Source organism: Hydrogenophaga atypica (assembly GCF_042665215.1).
Lineage (GTDB): Bacteria > Pseudomonadota > Gammaproteobacteria > Burkholderiales > Burkholderiaceae_C > Hydrogenophaga > Hydrogenophaga defluvii_A.
In genome coordinates, this window is sequence record NZ_JBHTCA010000030.1 from 1 (window position 1) to 25,879 (window position 25,879).

Here is a 25,879-nt window from a genome sequence, read left to right on the forward strand (position 1 = left end):
GCTCCTGGTGGCACTTCCACGGGCCAAGACCGTCGATGACTACGAGGCCTTGCTGCCCTGGAGCATCGCTGCGCTCAAGACCTGAACGGAAGGACTGCGCAAGGGGTGCGGTCTATTGACCGCTTACCGATGAACCGTGTTGGGAGACAGGCAAAAATGTCTGGTGGACGTTCAGCCGCGCCGACGGTGCGCCCTGGGGTCTGGCCGGCCTGTGGAACACCTGGGTGAACAAGGCCACGGGCGAGATGCACGAGAGCTACACCATGCTGACGGTGAACGCCGACGATCATCCCATCATGAGCCGCATGCACAAGCCCGACACAAAGCTACTAGCGGATCAGCAGGACAAGCGCAGCGTGGTGGCCATTGAGCTGGAAGACGTGGAACAGTGGCTGGCCGGCACTGTGGAGCAGGCACGCGAGCTGTTTCATCCGCCGCGCGTGGAACTGTTGGCCGTCACTCCCTGAGCTGGCCCTTGGCGACGATCTGGGCAAGTTGGCGGGCACCAGCCTGTTTACAAAAGCTAAATTCCGGGCCGCGTCGGGCGAGTGATGCCGGGCTGGCTCGCATCACCAAAGGCCAATGCCCACAGTTTTGGGTATGGCTGTAATCGTTATTCCTTCACCGTCCACTGAACATCAGGGCGAAAAGCCTTGTCGATGACTGGTGCGCAGATGTAGCGATAGCGGTATTTGGCTTCGTAAAGCTTACGCAATTCCTCACAGTGGGAAAGTGCCCACTCACCCTTAGGATCGTTGTAGTTCACAAGGTTAACAATGCTGTTTCCTTCCTGGACACTCTCGCGGTAAAGAGTGATCGGCTGGCTCTTTGACGGCTGGCCAAAAGCCGTGATCGCCAGGGGCATGGAAAGAAGCGCAACGATCAAAGGTCGAGCACGCACGGCCATTGTGAGGACTCCTGTGAAAGTTGTCGTAGGTGTACCGGACCTTACATCATGTCCGGGAGTGGCACGTTTCGTGAAACGTCAGTCCCCGCCCTGTCCCGGTGCTGTCCCATGAGACACGGGAAGCGACCGGCGAAAACCAAATGGTTTCCAGATGGTTTCGATTTGGAAACCGTCTGGGTCTTCAGGTGGGCAGCGTATCGGGTGGTCAATTTCCTGGCAGTCGACAGCCCTTGCCCTCGGGTGCCGCCCTGGTGGCAGAGCAAGGCATTAACACGTTATCTAATTGCTTCTGACGGTGTGACCAAGGTCTTACCGTTATACAAAATAGTGCTGGTCAAAAAGCCTCGGTCAATCAACACCACAGATGCGCCGACCTTAAGTACGGTGCATTTTCCAGCCATCATCAGTTGCGTAAGCGAGTTGCCGTCTGTGATGGCACTCAGGTACTCCTTTGATACACAGGCGGGGAGGGCTTGTCGCACCTGCTCTGCTGCTGCCGTTCCAACAGCGGCAAGCAAGCCAACTGACAATGAGACATGAGCTAGTTTTTTCACTTAACAACCTTGATTAGAGAGCCAACGATGGCATGGGGATTGAACGATTTGGGATAGCGTGGGAGCGTAAAGCAAGATGTCAGCGTGAGCCCATAGTTTGCCTGGGCCTCCCCAGAATATGGGATCATGGGTGAGGGCTACGCCGCCCGGAACTGGATCACCTCGGCGCCCACGCGCAGCTTGTCCAGACAGTCGGCCATGCGTCACCGGAGCAGGCGATAGGCGATTTCAACCAGCCACTTCATGGGCACGGGGATTTGGACTGGCTCTGGCGGTTCAGCGCGTTGATGCCGCCTCGGCGCGTGTAGGGTGGCAATGGTGCGTTGGTCGTTCACCTCGATGGTGGTTTTCATCGACTCTGGCAACAGCCCCAGCGGCTCGCGGTCGTAGTCGAACAGTCGGGGCTTGTGGTCGGTGGCCATGTGAGGCTCGGTGAAGCGGGTGCCGTTATTCGGGCGCTGCCTGAGCGATTCGAGGCGATGCCGGTGGGTAGTTGCGCCAAGCCCCCGGCGTGTTCATCAGCACTTCCTCGGGCGACTCGGGCACGTTGCGAATCTCCATCGAGCCCGGCACCTGTTGAGGGTCACGGTCGGGCCAGTAGTGCGTCGCCTCATCCGGTCGGTATTTGCCCTTCATCACGTACCGGCCACGGCCATCCTCGCGCTTGAGGGACCAACTCCAAAATTCTGTCGGCTTCATCGGCATCTCCTTTGCCGGCAGTCTGAGGCCCGGCCGTATCAAAAGGTGATCCGCTCGATTTCGGCTGCATTCAAGAGCATGTCGGTGTGCTCGTCACAGACATCGAAGTCGTCCGATAACGCCGCCCGAAGCTGAGCTACGAAGGCGCCGCAGTCTCGCGCGAGGGTGGCCAGCGAGTCGCCAGCCGGCCAGGGATGGTCGTCGTACACATGCCGCTCCCAGCGCTTGATGATGGAATTACCGGCTTCGATCAGCGTGCCGGGTAGCGGCAGCATGTTCAGGTCAATCGGGTAGTCGAAGCGCTCAAACGTTTCTGAGTTGCCAGACCAGACGCAGACGCCCACAAGGTTGTCGAAGAAGAATCGGAGTTTGTACTTGGCCATGGCGTTGCCTCCATGTTGGAGCTTTGGGAGCACACCGGGCCCAGCGCGTCAACCGCCCGAGCGGTTCCCCTTTTCCCAGGGGCCAAAGCGGTCGCCAGTGTAGTCCGGATGGCAACGGCTGTTCAACGTCCGTTCAACGGTTGCTCAACGTTCGCTGAACCCTTGCGGCGCAGGGACTTCACCGTGAGCGAGCGCGTGGAAATCGGCAAGGCGCTGGAGGGGGAGTTGTCCAAGCGGGTGGGTGTGAACTAGCACAAGAAGGGTCCGGAAAATTTTCCGGACCCACCAAAAGGCGACACCCGCGACCTCGCCGCCAAAGCTGCCGGCTTCGGCAACGGCAAGACCTACGAGCAGACCAAGGCTGTGCACGCGCGCGAAACCCCTGCGGCACAATCCCGCCCAGCCAAGGAGGCCATCGAGTGGCCGACAAAGTGTTGCAGGCATCGCCCCGCTTGGTGCCGGCGATGGCATCAGCGTGCGAAGATCGCTTGCATGGATAGCCATTCAGACCTGATTGACCACGCGGCAGATTTGATTGCTCAGTCACACGCGTTGGTGGTCGCGTGCGGTGCTGGCATGGGCGTTGACTCCGGGTTGCCCGATTTCAGGGGCACAGAAGGTTTCTGGCGTGCCTACCCAGCCCTCGGGCGCGAAGGGATCGAGTTTTACCGGATAGCGAACCCTCAGGCCTTTCACGTCAATCCGGCACGTGCGTGGGGCTTTTACGGCCACCGCTTGAACCTCTACCGTCAGACCAAGCCCCATGAAGGCTTTTCGCTGCTCAGTGGTTGGGCTGAAAAGACATTGGACGGCGGGTGTGTTTTCACCAGCAACGTGGACGGTCACTTTCAACTGGCTGCGCCCGACCTGAAGCCCATCGAGGAGTGCCACGGTTCAATCCACCACCTACAGTGCTTGGCAGGCTGCAGCCCCCAAATCTGGCCGGCTGACGAGTTTTCACCTGTGGTTGACGAGGTCAACTGTCTGCTGCTGAACGAGCCACCACGTTGCCCGAAATGCGGGGCGCTGGCTCGGCCAAACGTGATGATGTTTGGCGACTTTGATTGGCAAGAGGAACGCCAACAGAACCAGAGCAAAGCCCTTGAGCAATGGTTGTCGCGGGCTTCCCGTCCCGTGGTCGTGGAGATCGGTGCTGGAACAGCCATTCCATCGGTGAGGCACTTCACCCACCGAGTGCTGCACGAACTCGATGGCCGTCTGGTCCGCATCAATCCGCGCGAGTGGACTGTGCCAACACCAAGGGATGTAGGCATTCCAATGGGTGCGCTACAGACACTGCAAGCTATCGACAGAGCATTGGCAGAAAGGTGGTGACGAAACTGTCATGGTTGTTTGGCTGCCTATCTTCGGAAATTCCGAATCTGCAGGTCATCTTTTCACCGTGAACAGATTGGGCCCACACACCCGAATCGGGCAGTTGCGCCGACAGCCCCAACCGTCGCGTGCAACGGCAAGACCTACGCGGTGTAGGTTTTGATAGGTGGATGCACTAAGTGCGCCCCCCCAAGGCCACCCCTTAGCTGGCACCGCCGGCACTTGTTTGCAGGCTAACAAACCGCTGTCGTGGTGTCGGCCCAGGACTGGGCTACCGCACAGACTGTTGGCCACCCTAATGGTGCAACGTTGCACGATTTCAGCACAGCAGAAAAGCGGGCGGCTGAATCGGGCGCACAATACTTACCGCTCCGGTATCGCTTCGGGCGTTGGACGGCAGGACACTGTTTGCAATGGTGTCGAAATCCGTCGTACCGGGGTACTTTCTCATGCTGGTCATCGCCAGCGTCTTGCGCCAGCACCAGCGCAGACCATTCTGTCCACTTCGTGAAACCGCTAACCGTGCAGCACGCGTGCCGACGCGTTATTGGCGCGTGAACGACTCGTGACGGTCCGTGCACGAAGCGTGACCCTGGCAAAAGAAGCCTGGCGCGCGGCCGGGTGTGGTGGGTGGCCCAGATACTCAAATTTCCCGGAGCCGCACAGGTTGACCGGTTGGAAACGGGTGTTTGAAGCTGTCTGGACCGGCCTAGATTTGGCCAAGTTGCCTACAGATTGCCTACAAGCAACAGGCAAAAGAAAAGCGGGTTAGTGGTTACTTACCATCTAACCCGCTTGGATGTTGGTGCCGGAGAGAGGAGTCGAACCCCCGACCTTCTCATTACGAATGAGCTGCTCTACCAACTGAGCTACACCGGCGTAGCCCGAGATTCTAGCAAATCCTGGGCGGGGGTTTCAGGCCGGCGAGGAGGGATCGAGGTGGTATCGGGTGACGCGCTCGACTTCGTTCTTCGAGCCCAGGATCACGCTCACGCGCTCGTGCAGCTTGGTGGGCTGGATGTCGAGGATGCGCTCGCGGCCGTTGGTGGCGGCGCCACCGGCCTGTTCCACCAGCCAGCCCATGGGGTTGGCCTCGTACATCAGGCGCAGCTTGCCTGGCTTCTCGGGTTCACGCTTGTCCCAGGGGTACATGAAGATGCCGCCGCGGGTGAGGATGCGGTGCACGTCGGCCACCATGGAGGCGATCCAGCGCATGTTGAAGTCTTTGCCGCGTGGGCCTTCCTTGCCGGCCAGGCATTCGTCCACGTAGCGCTTGACCGGGGCATCCCAGTGGCGCATGTTGCTCATGTTGATGGCGAATTCCTTGGTGTCGGCGGGAATCTGCACGTTTTCCTGCACCAGCACGAAGGAGCCCTGTTCCCGGTCGAGCGTGAACATGGCCACGCCGTCACCCACGGTCAACACCAGGGTGGTTTGTGGGCCATAGACGCAGTAGCCGGCGGCCACCTGTTGCTTGCCCGCCTGCAGGAAGTCGCCTTCGTCCACACCCCGGTCACCTTCGGGCATTTTGAGCACGCTGAAGATGGTGCCGATGCTGACGTTGACGTCGATGTTGGAGGAGCCGTCCAGGGGATCGAACAGCAGCAGGTATTCGCCTTGCGGGTAGCGGTTGGGCACCACGTAGATGCCTTCCATTTCCTCGCTGGCCATGGCCGCCAGGTGGCCGCCCCATTCGTTGGCTTCGATCAGCACCTCGTTGGCGATGATGTCCAGCTTCTTCTGCACTTCGCCCTGCACGTTTTCGCTGCTGGCCGTGCCCAGCACGTCGCCTAAAGCGCCTTTGTTGACGGAGTGGCTGATGTGTTTGCAGGCGCGGGCCACCACTTCCAACAGCAGGCGCAGCTGGGGCGGGATGCGCCCGTCCACGCGCTGTTGTTCAACGAGGTAGCGGGAGAGGGAGATGCGTTTCATGGCGTGTCAATCTTTCAGGGCGTGGGTCACGACTTCGCGCACGTCGTTGCTCAGGTCGGGCTTGGCGGCCACGCGGGCAATGGCTTCACGGGCGGCGCTGCGGTAGGGCTCGGCCAGCTTTTTCCAGCGGTCCAGCGCGCGTGCCAGGCGGGCGGCCACCTGGGGGTTGAAGCCGTCGATATCCATCACGCGTTCGCTCCAGAACACGTAGCCACCGGCATCGGCGCGGTGGAAGGCGGCCGGGTTGGCCTGGCAGAAGGTGGTGAGCACACTGCGCGCGCGGTTGGGGTTGCGCGGCTGAAAGTCAGGGTGCTGCATCAACTGGCGCACGGTGGGCAGGATGTTGCCTCCACGGTCGGGCGCGCCGGCCTGCAGGGCAAACCATTTGTCAAGTGCCAGTGCCTCGTCTTTGAACAGCGCGTGGAAGCGCTGCAGCGCGGGCTTGGCCAGTTCACTGCCGCTGACCACCAGGGCCGACAAGGCATTGAAGCGGTCGGTCATGTTGCCAGCGTCCTTGAAGCGCTGGTAGGCCTTGCCCGGCCACACGGTGTTACCGCTGTCGGCGGCAGCCAGGCACAGGTGCGTGAGCGCCAACCCCGCCAGGGCGCGGCGGCCGGCGCTGGTGCTGTCGGGCGAGTAAGCGCCGTTGCCCTCAAAGGCCTCGAAGGCCCAGGCCCAGTCGTCGAACAACTGGCGCGCCATCTGGGCGCGCATGGCTTCGCGCACGGCGTGCACGCGCTGCGGGTCCACCTCGGCCAGTTGCTCGGCGATGTAGGTTTCGGCCGGCAGGGTCAGCACCAGGTCCTTGAAGGCGGCATCCAGATCGGGGTGACGCAGCACCGCGCGCATGGCGGTGATGAAGGCCGGATTCAGTGGCTCGGTGGGCACCGGGCCGGGCTCGTTGATGGCCTTGAGCGCGCGGCGCAGGGCCAGGCGTTGTGCGGCTTCCCAGCGGTTGAAAGCGTCGGTGTCGTGGGCCAGCAGCACCAGCAACTCGGCGTCGGTGTAGTCACATTCCAGCACCACCGGGGCGCTAAAAGCCCGCAGCAGCGAGGGCACGGGTTCGGCGTCGACGTTGATGAAGGTGAGCGTTTCGCTGGCCTGCGTCAGCACAAAGTTGCGCGTGCCGGCCTCGGCGTTGCTCCAGTGGGCCAGTTGCAGCGGCAGCTCGCGGCCTTCGTGACTGAGCAGCCCCAGGTTGACCGGAATCACAAAGGGTTCTTTGTGGTCTTGGCCAGGCGTGGTCGGGCAGCTTTGCGACAGGGTCAGCGTGTAGGTGCGCTCGGCGGCGTTGTAGGCGCCTTCGGCCTTCACGCGGGGCGTGCCGGCCTGGCTGTACCAGCGCTTGAACTGCGGCAGGTGGTTCGCGAGTTCGCTGCCGGGGTTGGCGTCGGCGATGGCTTGCGCGAAGTCGTCGCAGGTCACGGCCTGGCCATCAAAGCGCTCGAAGTACAGCTTCATGCCACGCGCAAAGCCATCACGGCCGACCAGCGTCTGCATCATGCGGACGACTTCGGCGCCCTTTTCGTAGATGGTGACGGTGTAGAAGTTGTTGATCTCGGCGTAGCTGTCGGGCCGCACCGGGTGGGCCATGGGGCCGGCATCTTCGGGGAACTGGGCGGTGCGCAGCACGCGCACGTCCTCGATGCGTTTGACCGCCCGCGCCGACGGGCTGGGGCACAGGTCCATGCTGAATTCCTGGTCGCGGAAGACCGTCAGGCCTTCTTTGAGGCTCAGCTGGAACCAGTCGCGGCAGGTGATGCGGTTGCCGGTCCAGTTGTGGAAATACTCGTGACCCACCACGCTTTCGATGTTGGCGTAGTCGGTGTCGGTGGCCGTGGCGGGGTTGGCCAACACGTACTTGGTGTTGAAGATGTTCAGGCCCTTGTTCTCCATCGCGCCCATGTTGAAGTCGCTGGTGGCGACGATCATGAAGCGCTCCAGATCCAGCGGCAGGCCGAAGCGGGCTTCGTCCCACACGACAGAGGCCATCAGCGAGTTCATCGCGTGTTCGGTTTTGTCCAGGTCGCCAGGGCGCACGTAGACCTGCAACAGGTGCTCAGCGCCATTGCGTGCGATCACTTTTTGTTCTCGGTGCACGAGCTTGCCGGCCACCAGGGCGAAGAGGTAGCAGGGCTTCTTGTGCGGGTCCACCCACTTGGCGAAGTGGCGGCCATCTTCCAAATCGCCGCTGTCCACCAGGTTGCCGTTGCTCAGCAGCACCGGGTAGAGCGTTTTCTCGGCCTTGAGGGTGACGGTGTAGGCCGACATCACATCGGGCCGGTCCAGGAAGTAGGTGATGCGGCGAAAGCCCTCGGCCTCGCACTGCGTGAAGAAGGTGCCCTGGCTCACGTACAGGCCCATGAGCTGGGTGTTCTTGGCCGGATTGCAGGTCGTGAAGATTTCCAGGTCGAAGGGCTCGGTGCCCCCGTCGTCCAAGCCCGGCAGGTTCTCCAGCACCAGCTGGCCGCCGTCCATTTTGAACGAGCAGCCACCGCCGTTGACCATGACCCGCGCGAGGTTCAGGTCCTCGCCGTCCAGGCGCAGCGGCTGCGTCGGCACGTCCGGGTTGCGGCGCAGGCGCATTCGGTTGAGCACGCGGGTCTTGGCCGGGTCGAGGTCGAAGCTCAGGTCGACGCTGTCGATCCAGAACGCCGGGGCGGCGTAGTCTTCACGGCGCACCACGGTGGTGGGGCCTTCACGCAGAGAAGTCATGTTCAGACGCCTTGTTTCAGTGATGCTTCGATGAAGGGGTCGAGGTCGCCGTCCAGCACCTTTTGTGTGGCGGAGATTTCGACGTTGGTGCGCAGGTCCTTGATGCGGCTGTTGTCCAGCACGTAGGAGCGGATCTGGTGGCCCCAGCCGACGTCGGTCTTGGTGTCTTCCAGCTTCTGCTGCTCTTCCATGCGCTTGCGCATTTCAAAGTCGTACAGGCGTGAGCGCAGGCGCTGCCAGGCGACGTCGCGGTTGCTGTGCTGGCTGCGGCCATCTTGGCACTGCACCACGATGCCGGTGGGGATGTGCGTCAGGCGCACGGCCGAGTCGGTTTTGTTGATGTGCTGACCACCGGCACCGCTGGCGCGGAAGGTGTCGGTGCGCACGTCGGCCGGGTTGATGTTGATCTCGATGGAGTCGTCGATCTCGGGGTAGACGAACAGCGAGGCGAACGAGGTGTGGCGCCCGCCCGAGCTGTCAAAAGGCGACTTGCGCACCAAGCGGTGCACGCCGGTCTCGGTGCGCAGCAGGCCAAAGGCGTACTCGCCTTCCACTTTGATGGTGGCGCTCTTGATGCCGGCGGTGTCACCCGGGGTTTCTTCTTCCACCGTGGCCTTGAAGCCCTTGCGTTCGGCGTAGCGCAGGTATTGGCGAAGCAGCATGCTGGCCCAGTCGCAGGCCTCGGTGCCGCCGGCGCCAGCCTGGATGTCGACAAAACAGTTCAACGGGTCGGCCGGGTTGTTGAACATGCGACGGAATTCGAGCTTTTCCACCTCGGCCTGCAGCTTGGCGCCTTCGGCCTCGATGGTGGCCACACCGGCCTCGTCGTCCTCAGCGGCGGACATCTCGAACAGCTCCGAGTTGTCGGCCAGTTCGCTGGTGAGTTGGTCCAGCACCAGCACCACACCTTCCAGTGAGCGTTTTTCCTTGCCCAGTTCCTGGGCGCGCTTGGGGTTGTCCCAGACGGTGGGGTCTTCCAGCGCGGCGTTGACTTCGTTGAGTTTCAGGGCCTTGGCATCGTAGTCAAAGATACCTCCGTAGCTCGACCACACGCGCGGTGAGGTCGGCCAGTTGGTTCTTGAGGCTGTTCAGGCGTTCGGCTTCCATGGGGCATCTTTCGAGAAGAGATTCGGGGCGGCCAGGGCAGAGGCGCTGGCGAAACCCCTCATTTTCTCACGCGGCGCTGCCCACGGTCATTGCGCCAGAAAATCCTCTATGAGCGCGGCCAACGCCTGGGGCTGGTCGTGGTGCAACATGTGGCCGGCGTCTGCCACCTCGGCGATGCGCACCTGGGGCACAGCCTGCAGCCGTTGGTGGTACTCGTCCAGGGTGTAGCGGCCCTTCCACCAGACGTCGAAGTGTTTGTCGGTGGACTCCACCGCCAGCACCGGTGCGCTGATGCGCTGGAAGATGGCTTGCACCTCGTCCACCCGGTACAGCTGAGCGTTCACGATCTTGTGCGCAGCGTCACCCAGCACCGCCCAGCGCCCATCGGCCTGCGGCGCGGCCCAATGCCGGGCCAGCCATTCGGCCTTGTCGGCGCTCAGGCGTGGGTTGGTTTTCATGAGCCGCGCCGCCACACCCGAGGCACTGTCGTAGGTGGTCAAGGCCAGGTCGCCGCGCGGCAGGCTTTTGAGCTGGTCCATCCACTGCGCGTAGCGGCCGGGTGCCTGCGCGGGCCGTGTGGCCGGCATGCCAAAGCCTTCCAGGTTGATCAGCCGGCGGATGCGTTCGGGCCGCACACCTGCGTACATCATGGCCACGTTGCCGCCCATGCTGTGGCCCAGCAGGTCGATGGGTTGGTCGCCCGCCAGGTGGTCCACGATGTGGTCCAGGTCGGCCAGGTAGTCGGGAAACCAGTAATTGTCGGTGGGTGGGCCTTCCGTCAGGCCGTAGCCGCGCCAGTCGGGGGCGATGATCCAGCGCTCGGCTTGCAGCGCATCCACCACAAACTGGAACGAGGCCGACACGTCCATCCAGCCATGCACCAGCACCAGTGGCGGCACACCGGCTTGGGGTGTGCCCCAGTGGCGCAGGTGGTAGCGCATGTGCCTGAAGGGCACAAACTCGGAGCGGGAAGGGCGTTGGGCTTGGTACATTTTCACGATCTTACGGAGACACACCATGCCCCGCAGTCCAGGCCGAGACAAACCTGCCGATCACTACGCCCACCTTCACGCGAACTTCCGTTGGCAGGTGCCCGCGCAGTTCAACATGGCCGAGGTGTGCTGCCGCCGCTGGGCCGCCACACCCGCCTTGGGTCGCGAGACCGCGCTCATTGCCGAGGGCCCCAACGCCCCGGCCCGACACCACAGCCGCGCCGAGCTGGCCGAGGCCGCCAACCGCCTGTCCAACCTGTTGCGTGGGCTGGGGGTGCAACGCGGCGACCGCGTGGCCATTGTGTTGCCCCAGCGGTTCGAGACGGCCGTTGCCTACATGGCGGTGTTGCAGCTGGGTGCGGTGGGCATGCCCTTGTCGCAGCTCTTTGGCCCCGAAGCGCTGGCCTTCCGCTTGCAGGACAGCGAGGCCGTGGTCGCCATCTGTGATGAGGCGACGCTGGCCAACGTGCTGTCGGTGCGCGCCGAATGCCCGGCCTTGCGGCAGGTGCTGGGTGTGGGTGCGGCCGGTGCTTCGGCCGACATCGATTGGGGCACGGCCCTGGCCAAGGTGCAAAGCCGCTTTGAATTGGTGCCCACCCTGGCCGACGACCCGGCCGTGCTCATCTACACCAGCGGCACGACCGGCAACCCCAAGGGGGCCTTGATCCCTCATCGCGCGTTGATTGGCAACCTGACGGGTTTTGTCTGCAGCCAGAACTGGTTTGGTTTCGATCCGTGGGATGCGAGCGTGAAGTCGGACGCCGTGTTCTGGTCGCCCGCCGATTGGGCCTGGACGGGCGGCCTGATGGACGCCTTGTTGCCCAGCCTCTATTTCGGCCGGCCCATCGTCGGTTACAACGGCCGCTTCACCCCGGAGGTGGCCTTCGAACTGATGCAGCGCCACGGCGTGACGCACAGCTTTTTGTTCCCGACCGCGCTCAAGGCCATGATGAAGGCCGTGCCCAAGCCTCGGGGCCGCTATCGACTGAAGTTGCAGGCCCTGATGAGTGCAGGCGAAGCCGTGGGCGACGCGGTGTTTGCCTACTGCCGCGAGCAACTGGGCGTGACGGTCAACGAGATGTTTGGCCAGACCGAGATCAACTACATCGTGGGCAATTGCAGCCGCCTGTGGCCGGCCAAACCCGGCAGCATGGGCAAGGGCTACCCGGGCCACCGCGTGGCGGTGATCGACGACGACGGCAACGAATGCCCGGTGGGTGTGCCGGGCGATGTGGCGGTGCATCGCCTGGATGCACACGGCCAGCCCGATCCCATCTTCTTTTTGGGCTACTGGAAAAACGAAGTCGCCACGCGCGGCAAATACACGGGTGATCCGGCCAGCAGTTGGTGCCGCACGGGTGACATGGCCACCCGCGACGCCGACGGCTACCTTTGGTACCAAGGCCGTGCCGACGACGTGTTCAAGTCGTCCGGCTACCGCATCGGGCCGAGCGAGATCGAAAACTGTCTGGTCAAACACCCTGCCGTGGCGAACGCGGCGGTGGTGCCCAAACCCGATGCGGAGCGGGGCGCCTTGGTGAAGGCTTATGTGGTGCTGGCGGCGGGCTTTGATGGCTCTCCATCTCTGGTGGTCGAGCTGCAAAAACATGTGAAGGGGCAACTGGCGCCCTACGAATACCCCAAGGAAATCGAGTTCATCGACGCCTTGCCCATGACCACCACGGGCAAGGTGCAGCGGCGGGTGTTGCGGTTGAGGGAGGAGGAATTGGCTTTGAAGTCGTCTCGTTCATAGACCTCGCGGGCTCGCGGGTGCGGGGTACGCTGCTCCGCGACTGTCCTCCGCCCCGCTGCGCGGGGCTCCCCCTTTATGTCGCTGCGCAGCGTACCCCGCACCCGCGAGCCGAAGTGCGGTTTGCATGCAAGCGTTCGCGTGCCTACAGGTGGGCGGTGACCGGGTGTCCGGCGCAGCGGCATAAAGGAGGAGGCCGAAGGCCGGGGGACAGCCGCGGAGCCGGATACCCGGTCGCCGCACACCGCCTCCGCCAAAAGGAAGCCTCAAGCCACAGGCCGCCGCGACCGCGACTGATCCCGCGCCACCTCGATGAATTCCAGCACCTCCGCCCGGGGTTGCGAACCGCGCCGCCACACCAGGCCCACGTCCACCGTGGGCACCGCATCGCGCAGGGTGCGCACCTCCACGTGTTCGGCGTCCAGCGTCCAGGGGCGGTACAAAAAGTCGGGCAGCACCGCCAGCCCTGCGCCCACACCCACCAGCGAACGCACCGCCTCCAGCGACGAGGTTTTCAGCACCGCCCTTGTCTTGAGCTGGTGGCGCGCCCACACGTTGCGCATCAGCACCTCGATGCGGTCGGCCTGCAGCACGATCTGGTCGTGCTCCGCGCATTCGGCCAGGCTCACCTCGGGCTGCGCGGCCAGCGGGTGGTCGGCCGCCATCCACACGCGGTTGGGTGAGCGCGTCAGCGTTTCGGCCACCAGCGCCTGCGGCTCGCCCAGGGCGTTGCTCACCATGATGGCGATGTCCAGCTCGCCGTTGATGAGCAGGTGCTCCAGAAAGGGCGGCGCGTCTTCCACCACGTGCAGGTCCACCCCCGGGCAGGTGCGCTTGAAGCGGGCGAACAGCTCCGACAGGTAATAGCCCGCCACCAGGCTGGTCACGCCCACGGCCAGGGTGCCACCCAGCGGTTGGGCGGCCTGCTGCACACCGCGTGTGGCGTCGGCCACGGCGCCAATCACCCGCCGCGCCTTGACCAGAAACCGGTGGCCTTCGGGCGTCAGTCGCATGCCCTTGGGGCTGCGCTCGAACAGCTGCAGCCCCAGCGCATCCTCCAGCTCCAGCACGCTTTTGGTGATGGCCGACTGCGCGATGTTGAGCATGCGCGAGGCGGCCGCCACCGAGTCGGATTCGGCCACGGCCAAGAAGTAGCGGAACTGTTTGAGTGTGAGGTGGCGGTTCATCTTGGTGCGCAGGCGGTTTGACATGCCCTGTTGCAGTGCAAAAACGATATGGGTAAACCCTAACTATCTATTTTTTAGATAGCTTACCGCAGGAATATTGAATTTTGAAAGTCGCTTGACCTTTCCTAGGATGCGTGCACTGACAACACGCCGGGTGGCGGGTTGCGGCAGTGCCAACTTCCTCCGATCGAAAGGTGACCGACACATGAAACCTGCACAACAACCCCTGGTCCGCGCTGTTGCCGGCGTGGTGGCCACCGCGTTCACGCTGGGCACGTTCGCGCCGCTGGCCCAGGCGCAGACCGCGCTCAAACAAATCGGCAAAGGCGAAGGCCAGGTCGACATCGTGGCTTGGCCCGGTTACATCGAACGTGGCCAGACCGACAAGAACTTTGACTGGGTGACCGACTTTGAGAAGAAGACGGGCTGCAAGGTCAACGTCAAGACCGCCGGCACCTCCGACGAAATGGTGGCGCTGATGAACGAAGGTGGCTTCGATTTGGTCACCGCGTCGGGCGACGCCTCCATGCGCCTGATCGCCGGCAAGCGGGTGCAGCCGATCAACGTGGACCTGATTCCCAGCTACAAAAACATCGACCCGCGCCTGCAGAAAGCGCCCTGGCACTACGCCAACAACACCCACTACGGTGTGCCCTACCAGTGGGGCTGGAACGTGCTGATGTACAACACCACCGTCTTCAAGGACAAGCCGCCCACCAGCTGGAACGTGGTGTTCGAAGAGATGAACCTGCCCGACGGCAAGAGCAACAAGGGCCGCGTCCAGGCCTTTGACGGTCCGATCTACATCGCCGACGCCCCGCGCTCTACCTGATGAAGAAAAACCCGGCGCTGGGCATCAAAGACCCCTACGAGCTCAACGAAACGCAGTACAAGGCCGCGCTCGACTTGCTGCGCGGCCAGCGCAAGCTGGTGGGCAAGTACTGGCACGACGCCTTTGTGCAAATCGACGACTTCACCAACGAAGGGGTGGTGGCTTCGAGCAGCTGGCAGTTCATGGCCAACATCCTGAAGAGCAAGAACCGCCCGGTGGCCACCGTGGTGCCCGTGGAAGGCGCCACCGGCTGGGCCGACAGCACCATGATGCACGCCGAGGCCAAGAACCCCAATTGCGCCTACATGTGGATGGAGCATTCGCTCAACCCCAAGCTGCAGGGCGATTTGGCGGCCTGGTTCGGCTCGGTGCCTTCGGTGCCTGCCGCCTGCAAGGGCAACAAGCTGCTGGGTGACGACGGCTGCGCGCGCCAGGGCTACAACAGCTTCGAGCGCATCAGCTTCTGGAAGACGCCGACCACCAAGTGCAGCACGCAGAACAACGCCTGTGTGCCGTACCACAAGTGGGTGTCCGACTACATCGCCGTCCTGGGCGGCCGCTGATCCCATGACCGTCGCCGTCACCCTTGAAGCCGTTTCCTGCGTGTTCGGCAGTGGCGCACAAACCGTGCGCGCTGTGGAACACGTGGACCTCACCATCGAGGGCGGCGAGTTCTTCACCTTGCTCGGGCCCTCGGGCTCGGGCAAGACGACCTGCCTGCGCATGATCGGCGGCTTCACCCTGCCCACCTCGGGGCGCATCCTCATCGGTGGACAGGACGTGTCGCAGCTGCCGCCCTATGCGCGGCCGGTGAACACCGTGTTCCAGGATTACGCGCTGTTCCCGCACATGAACATCCGCGACAACGTGGCCTACGGCCTCATGGTCAAGGGTGTGGACAAGGCCCAGCGCCTGCGCCGTGCCGACGACATGCTGGAGCTGGTGCGCCTGGGCGGCGTGGGCGACCGCCGCCCGGCCCAACTGTCGGGCGGTCAGCGCCAGCGGGTGGCCCTGGCGCGCGCGCTCATCAACGAGCCGCAGGTGCTGTTGCTCGACGAGCCTTTGGGCGCGCTGGATTTGAAGCTGCGCGAGCAGATGCAGACCGAGTTGAAGGCCTTGCAGCGCAAGCTGGGCATCACCTTTTTGTTCATCACCCACGACCAGCACGAGGCGCTTTCGATGAGCGACCGCATTGGCGTGTTCAACAACGGCCGGCTGGAGCAGGTGGGCACGCCGCAGGCCATTTACAACGCACCGGCCACACGTTTTGTGGCCGACTTTGTGGGCGCCGCCAACGTGTTCCAGGGCGAGCGCGCGCGCCAACTCGCTGGCGTGGACAGCGTGATGCTGCGGCCCGAACGTATTCAACTGGGCGCCGCCCACAGCGCACGCCTCAGCGGCCCAGTGCTGGACGTGCAGTATTTCGGCGCCTTCTCGCGCTTGCGCATGGACTGGGCGGGTGAGCCGGTGGTGGTGGACCTCAACCCACTTCAACTCCCGGTTGTGCCTGAAGCTGGCGACACGGTGCACCTGCACTGGAGCCAGGACGCTGTGCATGCGCTGCAGGGGGCGGCCGCATGAACACCATGACCTTGCCGGTGCCGATGGCCAGCGCTGGCGGCCCGCTGCGCCGCCTGTCGGACCTGCTCTACACCCGCCGTGGCCTGGCCCTGGGGCTGCTGCTGGTGCCGCCGCTGCTGTGGTTTGGTGTGGTCTACCTGGGTTCGTTGTTTGCGCTGCTGGCCAACAGCTTTTTTGGACTGGACGAGTTCTCTGGTGTGGTGGACCGCACCCAGCTTACCCTCGTCAACTTCCGCGACATGCTGCAGCCCGCCAACGTGGACGTGGTGCTGCGCACCGTGGCCATGGCGCTGGCCGTCACCGTGGCCTGCACCGCCATCGCCTTTCCCATCGCTTACTACATGGCCCGGTATGCGCGTGGGTCACAAAAGGCGCTGCTCTACATCGCGGTCATGCTGCCCTTGTGGTCCAGCTACCTGGTGCGCCTGTACGCGTGGAAGCTGTTGCTGGCCAAGGAAGGCGCCATCAGCTGGGTGCTGGCCGAGCTGCACCTGAGCTGGCTGCTGGAGGCGCTGCTGGCCACGCCGGGCATTGGCGGCAACTCGCTGTCGTTCTCTCGCCTGGGCACCTTCATCGTCTTCGTCTACATGTGGTTGCCTTTCATGATCCTGCCCATCCAGGCGGCCATCGAACGCATCCCCGGCTCGCTGCTCGAAGCCTCAGGCGATCTCGGTGCCAAAGGCAGCACCACCTTCTGGAAAGTGATCTTTCCGCTCGCCATGCCAGGCATCGCCGCCGGTTCCATCTTCACCTTCTCGCTCACCCTGGGCGACTACATCATCCCGCAGGTCATCGGCGACTCCACCCTGTTCATCGGCCAGGTGGTCTACCGACAGCAGGGCGTGGCCGGCAACATCCCGTTTGCGGCGGCTTTCTCGCTGGTGCCCATTGTGGTGATCGGGGTCTACCTGTGGATTGCCAAGAAGCTGGGAGCATTCGATGCGCTCTGATCCCAACAAAGCCGGCTGGGGCCTCAAAGCCGCCACCTGGGCCGGCGTGCTGTTCCTGCACATTCCGCTGGCGCTCATCATCCTCTACGCCTTCAGCGCGGAGGACAAAAGCTACGTTTTCCCGCCACCAGGCCTGACCACGCAGTGGTTTGCCGCCGCCTGGGCGCGCGACGACGTGTGGGCCGCCATTGGCCTGTCCTTCCGCGTGGCGCTGATCGCCACCGGCATCGCCATGGTGCTGGGCACCCTGGCGGCGGCGGGGCTGGCGCGCACCCGCTTTTTTGGGCGCGATGCGGTGTCGCTGCTGCTCATCCTGCCCATCGCGCTGCCCGGCATCATCACCGGCATCGCGCTGCGCACGGCCTACCACACGATGGAGATCCCGTTCAGCTTCTGGACCATCGTCATCGGCCACGCCACCTTCTGTGTGGTGGTGGTCTACAACAACGCGGTGGCGCGGCTGCGGCGCACCTCGCCGTCGCTGATCGAGGCGTCCATGGACCTGGGCGCCGACACCTTCCAGACCATCCGCCACGTCATCCTGCCGCAGCTGGGTTCGGCCTTGCTGGCGGGCGGCCTGCTGGCCTTTGCGCTGAGCTTTGACGAGGTCATCGTCACCACCTTCACCGCCGGTCAGCAGACCACGCTGCCCATCTGGATGCTGCAGGAGCTGATCCGGCCGCGCCAGCGCCCGGTCACCAACGTGGTCGCGGTCGTGGTCATCGTGCTGACCTTCATCCCCATCCTGGCCGCGTACTACCTCACGCGGTCCGACGAACAACCCAGCAGCCGCTAAGGAGCATCACCATGGGCAAGACCCCCGATTTCCAGAACGCCATCCACACCGAGCTGTTCATCGACGGCCAGTTTGTGGCCGGTGAAGGCGAGGCCGAGCGTGTGCTCAACCCGGCCACCGGCGAAATCATCGCCAGCGTGCCCGAGGCCTCGTACGAGCAAATCCACCGCGCCGTGCTGGGCGCCAACCGCGCCTTTGAAAGCTGGAGCGACACCACGCCGGGCGAACGTTCGCGCCTGTTGCTCAAGATCGCCGACGCCATCGAGGCCCATGCCGAAGCCTTTGCGCGGCTCGAATCGCTCAACTGCGGCAAGCCCTATGTGCGGGCACTCGAAGACGAAATCCCGGCCATCGCCGACTGCTTTCGCTTTTTTGCCGGTGCCGCCCGCACCATGAACGGCCCGGTCGCGGGCGAGTACCTGGGCGGCCACACCAGCCTGATCCGGCGCGACCCTGTCGGCGTGATCGGATCGATTGCACCCTGGAACTACCCGTTGATGATGGCCGCCTGGAAGGCCGCGCCGGCCCTCGCCGCCGGCAACACCGTGGTGCTCAAGCCGAGCGAACAAACCCCGCTGACCGCACTGCTGCTGGCGCGTGTGGTGGCCGACATCCTGCCCAAAGGGGTGTTCAACGTGGTGTGCGGCCGGGGCCAAAGTGTGGGCCAGCCCCTGGTGGAGCACCCCATCGTGCGCATGGTCTCGCTCACCGGCGACGTGTCCACCGGCCGCAAGATTCTGCAGGCCGCCACCGGCACTTTGAAGCGCACCCATCTGGAGCTGGGTGGCAAGGCACCGGTCATCGTGTTTGACGACGCCGATGTGGATGCGGTGGTCGAAGGCGTGCGCACCTTCGGCTACTACAACGCCGGCCAGGATTGCACGGCCGCCTGCCGCATCTATGCGGGCGCCAAGGTCTACGACCGCCTGGTGGCCGACCTCAGCGCCGCCGTGAAAACCATCAAGCTCGGCACGCAGGACGAAGACGGTGTGGAGATGGGGCCGCTGATCACAGACCGCCAGCGCGACCGCGTGGCCAGTTTTGTGGAGCGTGCGCAGATGCTGGGTCACATGGAGGTGACGGCGGGCGGCAAGATGCGCCCAGGCAACGGCTTCTTCTACGAACCCACGGTGATTGCCGGCGCCCGCCAGGACGATGAAATTGTGCGCCGCGAGGTGTTTGGCCCGGTGGTGTCGGTCACGCGTTTCACCGACCCCGACGAAGCCATCACCTGGGCCAACGATTCCGACTACGGCCTGGCCTCTTCGGTGTGGACGCAGGACGTGGGCCGCGCCATGCGCGTGGCGCGCAAGCTGCAGTACGGCTGCACCTGGATCAACACCCACTTCATGCTCGTCAACGAAATGCCCCACGGCGGCCTCAAGTCCAGCGGCTACGGCAAGGACATGTCGATGTACGCGCTGGAAGACTACACCGTGGCCCGCCACGTCATGGTCAAGCTCTGAGCCGCGACCCGGCGCGGCCGTTCAGTAGCTGCGCCCACCCTTGTACGCAGCGGTGGTGCGCGCCTGCAGGCTGGCCACTTTGTTGATGGCGTCCATGCTGCGGCCCACCTGGGCGTGGGTGATGCACAGGCCGAGGGCGTCGGCCGCGTCCTTGCCGGGCAGGCCGGGCAGTTGCAGCAGGCGCTTGACCATTTCCTGCACCTGCTCCTTCGCGGCCTTGCCGTGGCCGGTGACGGCCTTTTTGAGCTGCAGGGCGGTGTACTCGCGCACCTCCAGGCCGTTGGCCACAAGGGCGGTGAGGCAGCAGCCGCGCGCCTGGCCCAGCATCAGCGTGGCCTGGGGGTTGACGTTGACGAAGACAATTTCGCACACGGCGATCTGGGGCTGGTAGCGCTGCACCACCTCGCCGATGCCGTCGAACAAAATTTTGAGGCGGTGCGGCAGCAACACACCGTCGCCTGGGCTGGTGCGTATGGTGCCGCTGGCCACGTAGTGCAGGGCGGCGCCTTCGCTGTCCACCACGCCAAAGCCGGTGCAGGTCAGGCCGGGATCGATGCCGAGGATTCTCATAGGTTGAAGTACCAGCGCACCGAGTGGAAGAACACCGGTGCGGCAAAACACAGGGCATCCAGCCGGTCGAGCAGCCCGCTGGCACCGGTGACCGAACGCCCGCCGCCCCAGTGGGTGACACCCCGGTCGCGTTTGATGGCCTTCATCACCAGGTGCCCCAGGGAGCCCGAGGCACAGGCAATGAGTGCCATGCCCAGCGCCTGGCCCGGCACAAACGGCGTGAAGCCCGCCAGCAGCGCACCCAGCAGGCCGCCAGCCGCCAGGCCCGCTGCCCAGCTGCGCCAGTGGAAACTGGCACTGATGTCGGGCGCCACAGGGGCCTGCAGGCGGCGCGCCACCAGGTGCTGCACCAACATGCAGGTTTGCACCACCAGCACCAGAAAAAACACCAGAAAGGCGTTGCGGCCGGCAAAACGCGGGAAGTTGAGCACCATCAGCGCCGGCACGTGGCTCAGGCCATACACACAGACCATGATGCCCCATTGCAACTTGGCGTTGCGCTCCAGAAACCGCTGTGGTTCGTTGCCCAGGGCGCTGACCACCGGCAGGGCCAGAAACACATACACCGGGATGAACACGGTGAACAGGTTGTAGTGCCCACGCCAGACCAGTAGGTATTGCAAAGGCAGCACGACGAAGAAGGCCAGCACCAGGCTGCGGTGGTCGCTGCGGCGCGTGGGCGAGAGGCTGATGAACTCGCGCAAGGCAAAAAACGACATCAGCCCGAACAACACCGTGGCCACTTCGGCACCGGCGGCCCAGCCCACCCAGAACACGGTGGCCATGATCCAGGACACGCGCAGCAGCTGGCGGTCGTCGCGCCGACGCTGGTGTTGGCTGTCGTCCAGCACATCGTGTTGCCGGCGCTCGCGCAGCGACAGCAGCAGCATGGCCACGCTGGCGATGGCCAGCAGCCCGAACAGAAACACGAATAGCAGGCCAATCTGTTCGTTGGTGCTGAGGTTGCGCAGGAAGCCGCTCATGCTCAGATGTCTCTCAGGGCCATGACGGCATCACGCGCGCGCGCGAGAAAGGCCGTGCGCGCCTCGCCGGGTTCGACGCAGATGGGCGCGCCAAACGTCACCGAACACAAGACCGGCACCGGCACCACCTCACCCTTGGGCATGACACGCTGGACGTTGTTGATCCAGGTGGGCACCAGCACCACATCGGGGAAACGTTGGGCCAGGTTGTACAGGCCCGACTTGAAGGCCTGCGGGTCTTCGTGGTGACCGCGTGTGCCTTCGGGAAACAGGATGATGGAGTCGCCCTGGATCAGGGCTTCGATCAGAGGTTCCAGCGGGTCGGTCGCCTCACCATCGGGCCCCACCTGCTTCTGGCGGTCCACGTAGATGGCGTTGAACACCTCGGTGGTGATCCAGCGTTTGAGGGGGCTGGTGGTCCAGTAGTCCTTGGCGGCAATCGGGCGGGTGATGCCACGCAGCTCCTTGGGCAGCGCGGCCCAGATCAGCACCAGGTCGGCGTGGCTCTGGTGGTTGGCAAAGTAGATGCGCTGTTCGGCCTTGGGCGGGCAGCCATACCAGCGCGCCTGGGCCCCGGTGAGCAGGCGGATGAAACCCAGCAGCAGCCAGCCAAACACGCGCGCCATCATGGCTGTGCGCTCATGGGGCTTGCACCGCGCCCATGCGGGCGGCGATGGTGGCGGTGCGCCCGGCCAGGTAGGGCGAGCCGGGGCGGCTTTCGAAAAATTTGGGGCTGGGCAACATCACCGCCAGGCGCGCCGATTCGGTGGCGCTGAGCGACTTGGCGGTCTTGCGAAAGTAGCGCTGGGCAGCGGCTTCGGCGCCAAACACCCCTTCGCCCCATTCCACGCTGTTGAGGTAAATCTCCAGAATGCGGCGCTTGTCCAGCAGCAGTTCCAGCGCCAGCGTGAGCACAAATTCCTGGCCCTTGCGCAGCAGGTGCCGTTCACCCGACAGCAGCAGGTTTTTGGCCAACTGCTGTGTGATGGTGGAACCGCCCACGACTTTGGGTGGCTTGACCTTGCTCGGGTCTTTGGCTTTGGCGGCGCGTTTTTCGGCCAGCTCGGCGCGTTTGGCGTTTTTTTCCCAGGCCGTCTCGATGGCGTCCCAGTCCACGCCCTTGTGGTTGGTGAAATCGGCGTCCTCAGACGCCATCACCGCGCGCTTGAGATGGGGCGAGATGTCTTCGTAGGGCACCCATTGCTGGCGCCACTTGGGCACGCCCTGCTGTGCCATCGCCAGCCGCCAGGCTTCTGAGCGCATGAAGGCGGTGCTTTGGGGATCAACCACCGCCATCAGCGCGATGCGCAGCACAAAAAACAGCTGCAGCGCCAGCAGCGCGGCCAGCAGCCAGCCCAGCCAATGCAGCACCGAGCGCATGTCAGTGCGCCAGCGCCGCGCGGCGCTCGGTCAGCACCTGCGCGGCCGGCGGCATCACGCCGCGCCAGATGTAGAAAGCCTCGGCCGCCTGCTCCACCAGCATGCCCAGGCCGTCGCGCACGGTGGCGCCCTGGGCGCGCGCCCAATCGGCAAAGGGTTGCGACTTGGGGCCGTACATCATGTCCACCACCAGGGTGCCGGGGCGTATGGCACTGGCCGGCAGCGGTGGCTCAGCGCCTTGCAGGCTGGCAGCGGTGGCGTTGATCACCACGTCGAAGTGGCCCAACACGTCCATCAGGCCGCTGGCGAGCAGGTGTGCGCCGTGGCGTTTGGCCCAGTCGGCGTGGCGGTCTGTCACCTCTTGTGCCCGCGCCACGGTGCGGTTGCTCAGCACCAGCTCGGCCGGCCCTTCGCTGAGCAGCGGCCCGAGCACACCGGCACCCGCGCCGCCCGCGCCCACCAGCAACACGCGTGCGCCGTGCAGCGCCACGCCGGCGTTGCGGGTGATGTCGCGCACCAGGCCAATGCCGTCGGTGTTGTCGCCGTGCACGCCGTCGGCCTCAAACCAGAAGGTGTTGCAGGCCTGCGCCAGTTCGGCCCGGGCGCTGCGGTGCTGCACCCAGTCAAAGGCGTCGAGCTTGAAGGGCACGGTCACGTTGCCGCCGCTGAGGCCACCGGCACGTGCGGCTTCAATGCCTGGGCGGAAGCCCCCCAGCGGCAGCTCAAGGCGCTCGTACGTCAGCCGCTGGCCGGTCAGCTCGGCAAAGCGGGTGTGGATGGCGGGGGATTGGCTGTGGGTCACCGGGTGACCCACGACGGCGTAGCGGTCCATGGGGATCAGTTGCTCATCTGCTGCGTCTGCAGCGTTTCGTCGCGTGTGAAGCGGAAGCGCGACACCACCACGATCTGGTCGGCGCGCTGGCGCATGGCGGCATTGAAGCCGCCGAAAGACAGGCTTTTGACGATGGCCTCGGCACGCGCATCGAGCGCCTTCTGGCGCGAGCTTTCCACCACCTCGGTGGCCAGCACGCGGCCGTCAAAGTTGACGGTGATGACCATGGTGAGCTCGCCATAGAGTTTGCGCCCACCCACTTCGGGAAACTGGGTGGTGCCGCGGTCTTCGATCTTGCGCCGCAGTTCATCGTAGTACACCGCGTACACCGCCTCGCGCGTGGCCGGGCTGATGTAGCGCTTTTTGGGTCGCGCGTTTTCTTCGTTGATGCGGCGCTCGATTTCGGCCAGCACCTTCACCAGCGCCAGGCGGCGTTGCTCGCGCTCCTGCTCGTCGGGTGTGCGCTGGTTGTCGGGTGTTTCGTTGACGCGGTAGCTGGCGAGTTGTTTGCGAATCTGGGCCAGCATGCGGTTCTGCTGCTCCTTCATCGCCTCGATGCGCTTTTCTTCCTCCTCCACCGGGTCGCCCAGTCGTGCCTGAGCAGATGGAGGCAGGGGCGAGGTGGCGCGGCCGCGTTCGGCCTCGCCGCCGCCGGTGAGGTTGGCTTGCGCGATGGCCTGCGCCTTGTCGGGTTTGTCCTCGCTGCGGGCGTTGACCAGCACCACCTCCAGCGGCGTGTCCTGGAACACGCGGTTGAAGGCCTCGGGGTTGACGAAACGCACCGTCAACAGCGCCGCGTGCACGGCCACCGACACGCCCAGGGCGATCTGGAGGGGGCTGAACGCGGCGGGGGTTTTCACGAGGCCGGATTATCCGTGTCGGCGGCGGGCGCCGGAGCAGAAGCTGGGGCGTCGGCCTCCATGTCGACAGCGATGGCGAGTGGGGCCGCCAGCTCGTCGTCGCCCTCGTCCTCGGCCAGTGCATCCACGGCGTCCACCGCCTGGTCCAGACGCTCGATGACGGTGCCGCCCACGTCCAGGGAAATCAGGTCCATCGCACCCAGGCGCACGCGCACGTGGGCACCACGCGGCAGGCCATCGGCACCCATCACCTGCAGCACCAGGGGCAGGGTGTCGGCGCGCACCAGACCGTCCTTCATCACGGTGGCGGTGAGTTCGGTGGTGCCGGTCTGCTGCAGGTGTTTCAGGGTCCAGTAGCGTTCCATGCCACCCTGGAACTGGTTGTAGGCGCTGTAGGCACCGTCGAACGCGCTGATGATGGAGAACAGGTCGGCGTCCTTGGGCTTGAAGGGCGCAGCCAGTGCGGCGGTTTTGCCGTGGCGGGCGCAGGCGATGATCTGCCACTGGTTCACCAGGTCGGTGTAGCGGCGCAGGGGCGAGGTGCTCCACGCGTAGCACTTGACACCGATGCCCGCGTGCGGCTGGGCCTTGGTGCCCATGCGCACCTTCACACCGGGCGCCAGGCTGTGCTGGCTGCGGTAGATGCCGGGCACGCCGCAGTCGGCCAGCCACTGGCCCCAGGTGCTGTTGGCCACGATCATGGCCTCGGCCACCATCAGGTCCAGCGGGGCGCCGCGTTTGCGGGTGCTGATCAGCACCGTTTCGTCGCCCATCGGTTCGTCCCCGGCTTTGTCGGCCAGCTTGAAGCTGTAGTCGGGGCGGTTGAAGGTTTCGGGTTTGCCGCGCACCAACTCGCGCTGTGCCTTGAGGTGCTGGGCCAGGCGCCACAAAAACGCCAGTTGGGGTTGCAGGGCGGTCAGCTCGGGCGCGGCGGCGGTGTTGGCAACGCCGGCCAGCCATTCGGGAGTGATCAGGTCGTCCAGCTTGTCGTGGCGCAGGTTGTGTGCGATGGGCACGCGCTCCAGCTTGGTTTCGCTGGCGGTGAAGGTCAGCGTGGCCTCGTCGATGGTGACATAAAGAGACACCGCCGGGCAGTCGCGCCCTTCGTCCAGCGTGTAGGCCTGCACCACCGCGTCGGGCAACATGGTGATCTTGTGGCCGGGCATGTAGACGGTGGACAGGCGCGCGCGGGCGACCTGGTCCAGCGGGCCGCCGGGCGCAATGGCCAGGCCGGGCGCCGCGATGTGTATGCCCAGCGTGACGGTGCCTGTCCCGAGGCCTTGCACCGACAGCGCGTCGTCGATTTCCGTGGTGTGCGAGTCGTCGATGGAGAAAGCCTGCACGGCGGCCACCGGCAGCTCGCCTTCCACCGGCGGCGCCTGCAGCGCGGGAAAGCCCGTGCCGCGTGGGAAAAAGTCGAACAGGAAACGCTGCCAGTGGAACTGGTAGGCGCTGCTGATGGCGCCCACTTTTTCCAGCAAGGCCAGCGGCGCCAGGTGGGTCTGGCGTGTGGCCTCGGCCACGGCCTTGTATTCGGGCGCGTTTTTGTCGGGTTTGAACAGGATTTTGAACAGCTGCTCGCGCACCGGGGCCGGGCATTGGCCGGCCGCCAATTCAGCCGCCCAGCCGTCGATCTGCGCCTGCACCAGCTTCTTCTTCTCAATCGCGGCCAGCGCCTGCTGCACGATTTCGGCCGATGCCTTCTTGAAGCGGCCCTTGCCGGCGCGGCGGAAGTAGTGCGGCACCTCGGACAACTTGAGCAGCGCAGCGACCTGTTGGTCCACCGTTGGCGGATCGCTGAAATACACGCCCGCCAGGTCGGCAAAGCCGAATTCGTCCTCGGGCGCGAATTCCCAGGCCAGGTCGGCCTCCATGCCATCGGCCAGCGCCTGCGCAGACGCCAGCAGCGCGGCCGGCGCCGGCTTCTCGAACTTGAGCAGCGTGTTGGCGGCCTTGACTTTGACGCGTTTGCCCGAGTCCAGCTCCACCTGCAGCGAGCTTTCGGCTTCAGACAACACACGGCCGGTCAGGAACTTGCCGGCTTCTTCGAACAATGCAAACAAAAGGG

At 64.5% G+C, this 25,879-nt stretch carries 25 protein-coding genes, 1 tRNA gene and 1 pseudogene; 9 read left to right on the forward strand and 18 right to left on the reverse strand.

Features of this window, described 5'->3' with window-relative positions; genetic code table 11:
• Positions 1 to 161: 161 nt before the first annotated feature.
• Positions 162 to 467, forward strand: a pseudogene (locus ACFQPB_RS21065) (SOS response-associated peptidase family protein); the annotation flags it as partial.
• A gap of 146 nt (positions 468 to 613) precedes the next feature.
• Here ACFQPB_RS21065 and ACFQPB_RS21070 read toward each other — a convergent pair.
• From ACFQPB_RS21070 to ACFQPB_RS21090, 5 genes are all read right to left on the reverse strand, one after another.
• The gene (locus ACFQPB_RS21070; RefSeq protein WP_382227675.1) at positions 614 to 907 is read right to left on the reverse strand and encodes a hypothetical protein; all 294 of its coding nucleotides are present in this window, start codon (positions 905 to 907) and stop codon (positions 614 to 616) included.
• Positions 908 to 1,182: 275 nt separating this feature from the next.
• Positions 1,183 to 1,461 (reverse strand): hypothetical protein, encoded by a 279-nt coding sequence (locus ACFQPB_RS21075; RefSeq protein ID WP_382227678.1) that lies wholly within the window; start codon positions 1,459 to 1,461, stop codon positions 1,183 to 1,185.
• A gap of 203 nt (positions 1,462 to 1,664) precedes the next feature.
• Complete coding sequence (locus ACFQPB_RS21080; protein WP_382227680.1) at positions 1,665 to 1,883, reverse strand: hypothetical protein; 219 nt, start codon at positions 1,881 to 1,883, stop codon at positions 1,665 to 1,667.
• 25 nt (positions 1,884 to 1,908) lie between these two features.
• Entirely contained in the window at positions 1,909 to 2,160 is a 252-nt protein-coding gene (locus tag ACFQPB_RS21085; protein ID WP_382227683.1) for a hypothetical protein, read from the reverse strand.
• 38 nt (positions 2,161 to 2,198) lie between these two features.
• On the reverse strand, positions 2,199 to 2,543 hold the full coding sequence (locus tag ACFQPB_RS21090) for a hypothetical protein (protein WP_382227685.1): 345 nt from the start codon (positions 2,541 to 2,543) through the stop codon (positions 2,199 to 2,201).
• 492 nt (positions 2,544 to 3,035) lie between these two features.
• Between ACFQPB_RS21090 and ACFQPB_RS21095 the strand changes: the two genes are divergently transcribed.
• Positions 3,036 to 3,878, forward strand: coding sequence for an SIR2 family NAD-dependent protein deacylase (locus tag ACFQPB_RS21095; protein WP_382227688.1), 843 nt, complete (start codon positions 3,036 to 3,038; stop codon positions 3,876 to 3,878).
• A gap of 803 nt (positions 3,879 to 4,681) precedes the next feature.
• Here ACFQPB_RS21095 and ACFQPB_RS21100 read toward each other — a convergent pair.
• The 5 genes from ACFQPB_RS21100 to ACFQPB_RS21120 form a co-directional block, all read right to left on the reverse strand.
• Positions 4,682 to 4,757, reverse strand: a tRNA-Thr gene (locus ACFQPB_RS21100).
• A 36-nt stretch (positions 4,758 to 4,793) separates the two neighbouring features.
• A complete protein-coding gene (locus ACFQPB_RS21105) occupies positions 4,794 to 5,810 on the reverse strand; it encodes a class 1 fructose-bisphosphatase (RefSeq protein WP_382198065.1) in 1,017 nt (338 codons plus the stop codon).
• A 6-nt stretch (positions 5,811 to 5,816) separates the two neighbouring features.
• On the reverse strand, positions 5,817 to 8,525 hold the full coding sequence (pepN, locus tag ACFQPB_RS21110; protein WP_382227690.1) for an aminopeptidase N: 2,709 nt from the start codon (positions 8,523 to 8,525) through the stop codon (positions 5,817 to 5,819).
• A gap of 2 nt (positions 8,526 to 8,527) precedes the next feature.
• Positions 8,528 to 9,632 (reverse strand): peptide chain release factor 2 gene (prfB, locus tag ACFQPB_RS21115; protein WP_382198069.1). Its coding sequence is split into 2 segments (ribosomal slippage): positions 8,528 to 9,550 and positions 9,552 to 9,632, totalling 1,104 coding nucleotides; the frame shifts between segments, so codons are not numbered across the junction.
• A gap of 86 nt (positions 9,633 to 9,718) precedes the next feature.
• Complete coding sequence (locus ACFQPB_RS21120; RefSeq protein WP_382227692.1) at positions 9,719 to 10,624, reverse strand: alpha/beta fold hydrolase; 906 nt, start codon at positions 10,622 to 10,624, stop codon at positions 9,719 to 9,721.
• A 25-nt stretch (positions 10,625 to 10,649) separates the two neighbouring features.
• On the opposite strand from ACFQPB_RS21120, the gene ACFQPB_RS21125 reads away from it, so the two are divergent.
• Positions 10,650 to 12,377, forward strand: coding sequence for an acyl-CoA synthetase (locus tag ACFQPB_RS21125; RefSeq protein WP_382227694.1), 1,728 nt, complete (start codon positions 10,650 to 10,652; stop codon positions 12,375 to 12,377).
• 263 nt (positions 12,378 to 12,640) lie between these two features.
• Here ACFQPB_RS21125 and ACFQPB_RS21130 read toward each other — a convergent pair whose 3' ends face one another.
• Positions 12,641 to 13,585: a LysR family transcriptional regulator gene (locus ACFQPB_RS21130; RefSeq protein WP_382227697.1), complete on the reverse strand. Its 945-nt coding sequence runs from the start codon at positions 13,583 to 13,585 to the stop codon at positions 12,641 to 12,643.
• A 181-nt stretch (positions 13,586 to 13,766) separates the two neighbouring features.
• On the opposite strand from ACFQPB_RS21130, the gene ACFQPB_RS21135 reads away from it, so the two are divergent.
• From ACFQPB_RS21135 to ACFQPB_RS21160, 6 genes are read left to right on the forward strand one after another with little or no spacing between them, the layout of a single operon-like run.
• Positions 13,767 to 14,393: an extracellular solute-binding protein gene (locus ACFQPB_RS21135; protein ID WP_382227700.1), complete on the forward strand. Its 627-nt coding sequence runs from the start codon at positions 13,767 to 13,769 to the stop codon at positions 14,391 to 14,393.
• On the forward strand, positions 14,393 to 14,956 hold the full coding sequence (locus ACFQPB_RS21140; RefSeq protein ID WP_382227703.1) for an extracellular solute-binding protein: 564 nt from the start codon (positions 14,393 to 14,395) through the stop codon (positions 14,954 to 14,956). The genes ACFQPB_RS21135 and ACFQPB_RS21140 overlap by 1 nt, the downstream gene beginning before the upstream one ends.
• A gap of 4 nt (positions 14,957 to 14,960) precedes the next feature.
• A complete protein-coding gene (locus ACFQPB_RS21145; RefSeq protein ID WP_382227706.1) occupies positions 14,961 to 15,974 on the forward strand; it encodes an ABC transporter ATP-binding protein in 1,014 nt (337 codons plus the stop codon).
• Complete coding sequence (locus tag ACFQPB_RS21150) at positions 15,971 to 16,924, forward strand: ABC transporter permease (RefSeq protein ID WP_382227709.1); 954 nt, start codon at positions 15,971 to 15,973, stop codon at positions 16,922 to 16,924. The genes ACFQPB_RS21145 and ACFQPB_RS21150 overlap by 4 nt, the downstream gene beginning before the upstream one ends.
• Positions 16,914 to 17,720 carry an ABC transporter permease gene (locus ACFQPB_RS21155; RefSeq protein ID WP_382198082.1) on the forward strand — a complete coding sequence of 269 codons (807 nt, stop codon included), beginning with the start codon at positions 16,914 to 16,916 and terminating at the stop codon, positions 17,718 to 17,720. The genes ACFQPB_RS21150 and ACFQPB_RS21155 overlap by 11 nt, the downstream gene beginning before the upstream one ends.
• An 11-nt stretch (positions 17,721 to 17,731) precedes the next feature.
• The gene (locus tag ACFQPB_RS21160) at positions 17,732 to 19,186 is read left to right on the forward strand and encodes a gamma-aminobutyraldehyde dehydrogenase (RefSeq protein WP_382198084.1); all 1,455 of its coding nucleotides are present in this window, start codon (positions 17,732 to 17,734) and stop codon (positions 19,184 to 19,186) included.
• A 21-nt stretch (positions 19,187 to 19,207) separates the two neighbouring features.
• Here the strand turns inward: ACFQPB_RS21160 and ruvC are convergent, their stop codons facing one another.
• The 7 genes from ruvC to ACFQPB_RS21195 are packed head-to-tail and all read right to left on the reverse strand — an operon-like array spanning position 19,208 to position 25,874.
• Entirely contained in the window at positions 19,208 to 19,756 is a 549-nt protein-coding gene (gene ruvC / locus ACFQPB_RS21165; RefSeq protein WP_382198085.1) for a crossover junction endodeoxyribonuclease RuvC, read from the reverse strand.
• Positions 19,753 to 20,739, reverse strand: coding sequence for a phosphatidate cytidylyltransferase (locus tag ACFQPB_RS21170; protein ID WP_382227712.1), 987 nt, complete (start codon positions 20,737 to 20,739; stop codon positions 19,753 to 19,755). The genes ruvC and ACFQPB_RS21170 overlap by 4 nt, the downstream gene beginning before the upstream one ends.
• Positions 20,740 to 20,741: 2 nt before the next feature.
• Positions 20,742 to 21,368, reverse strand: a complete 627-nt coding sequence (locus ACFQPB_RS21175; RefSeq protein ID WP_382227715.1) for a lysophospholipid acyltransferase family protein — start codon at positions 21,366 to 21,368, stop codon at positions 20,742 to 20,744.
• 10 nt (positions 21,369 to 21,378) lie between these two features.
• A complete protein-coding gene (gene mtgA / locus ACFQPB_RS21180; RefSeq protein ID WP_382227718.1) occupies positions 21,379 to 22,119 on the reverse strand; it encodes a monofunctional biosynthetic peptidoglycan transglycosylase in 741 nt (246 codons plus the stop codon).
• 1 nt (position 22,120) lies between these two features.
• Entirely contained in the window at positions 22,121 to 22,951 is an 831-nt protein-coding gene (aroE, locus tag ACFQPB_RS21185; RefSeq protein ID WP_382227720.1) for a shikimate dehydrogenase, read from the reverse strand.
• 5 nt (positions 22,952 to 22,956) lie between these two features.
• Entirely contained in the window at positions 22,957 to 23,811 is an 855-nt protein-coding gene (locus tag ACFQPB_RS21190) for an energy transducer TonB (protein WP_382198093.1), read from the reverse strand.
• Complete coding sequence (locus tag ACFQPB_RS21195; protein ID WP_382227723.1) at positions 23,808 to 25,874, reverse strand: ribonuclease catalytic domain-containing protein; 2,067 nt, start codon at positions 25,872 to 25,874, stop codon at positions 23,808 to 23,810. Before ACFQPB_RS21195 ends, ACFQPB_RS21190 begins: the two co-directional genes overlap by 4 nt.
• Positions 25,875 to 25,879 lie beyond the last annotated feature (5 nt).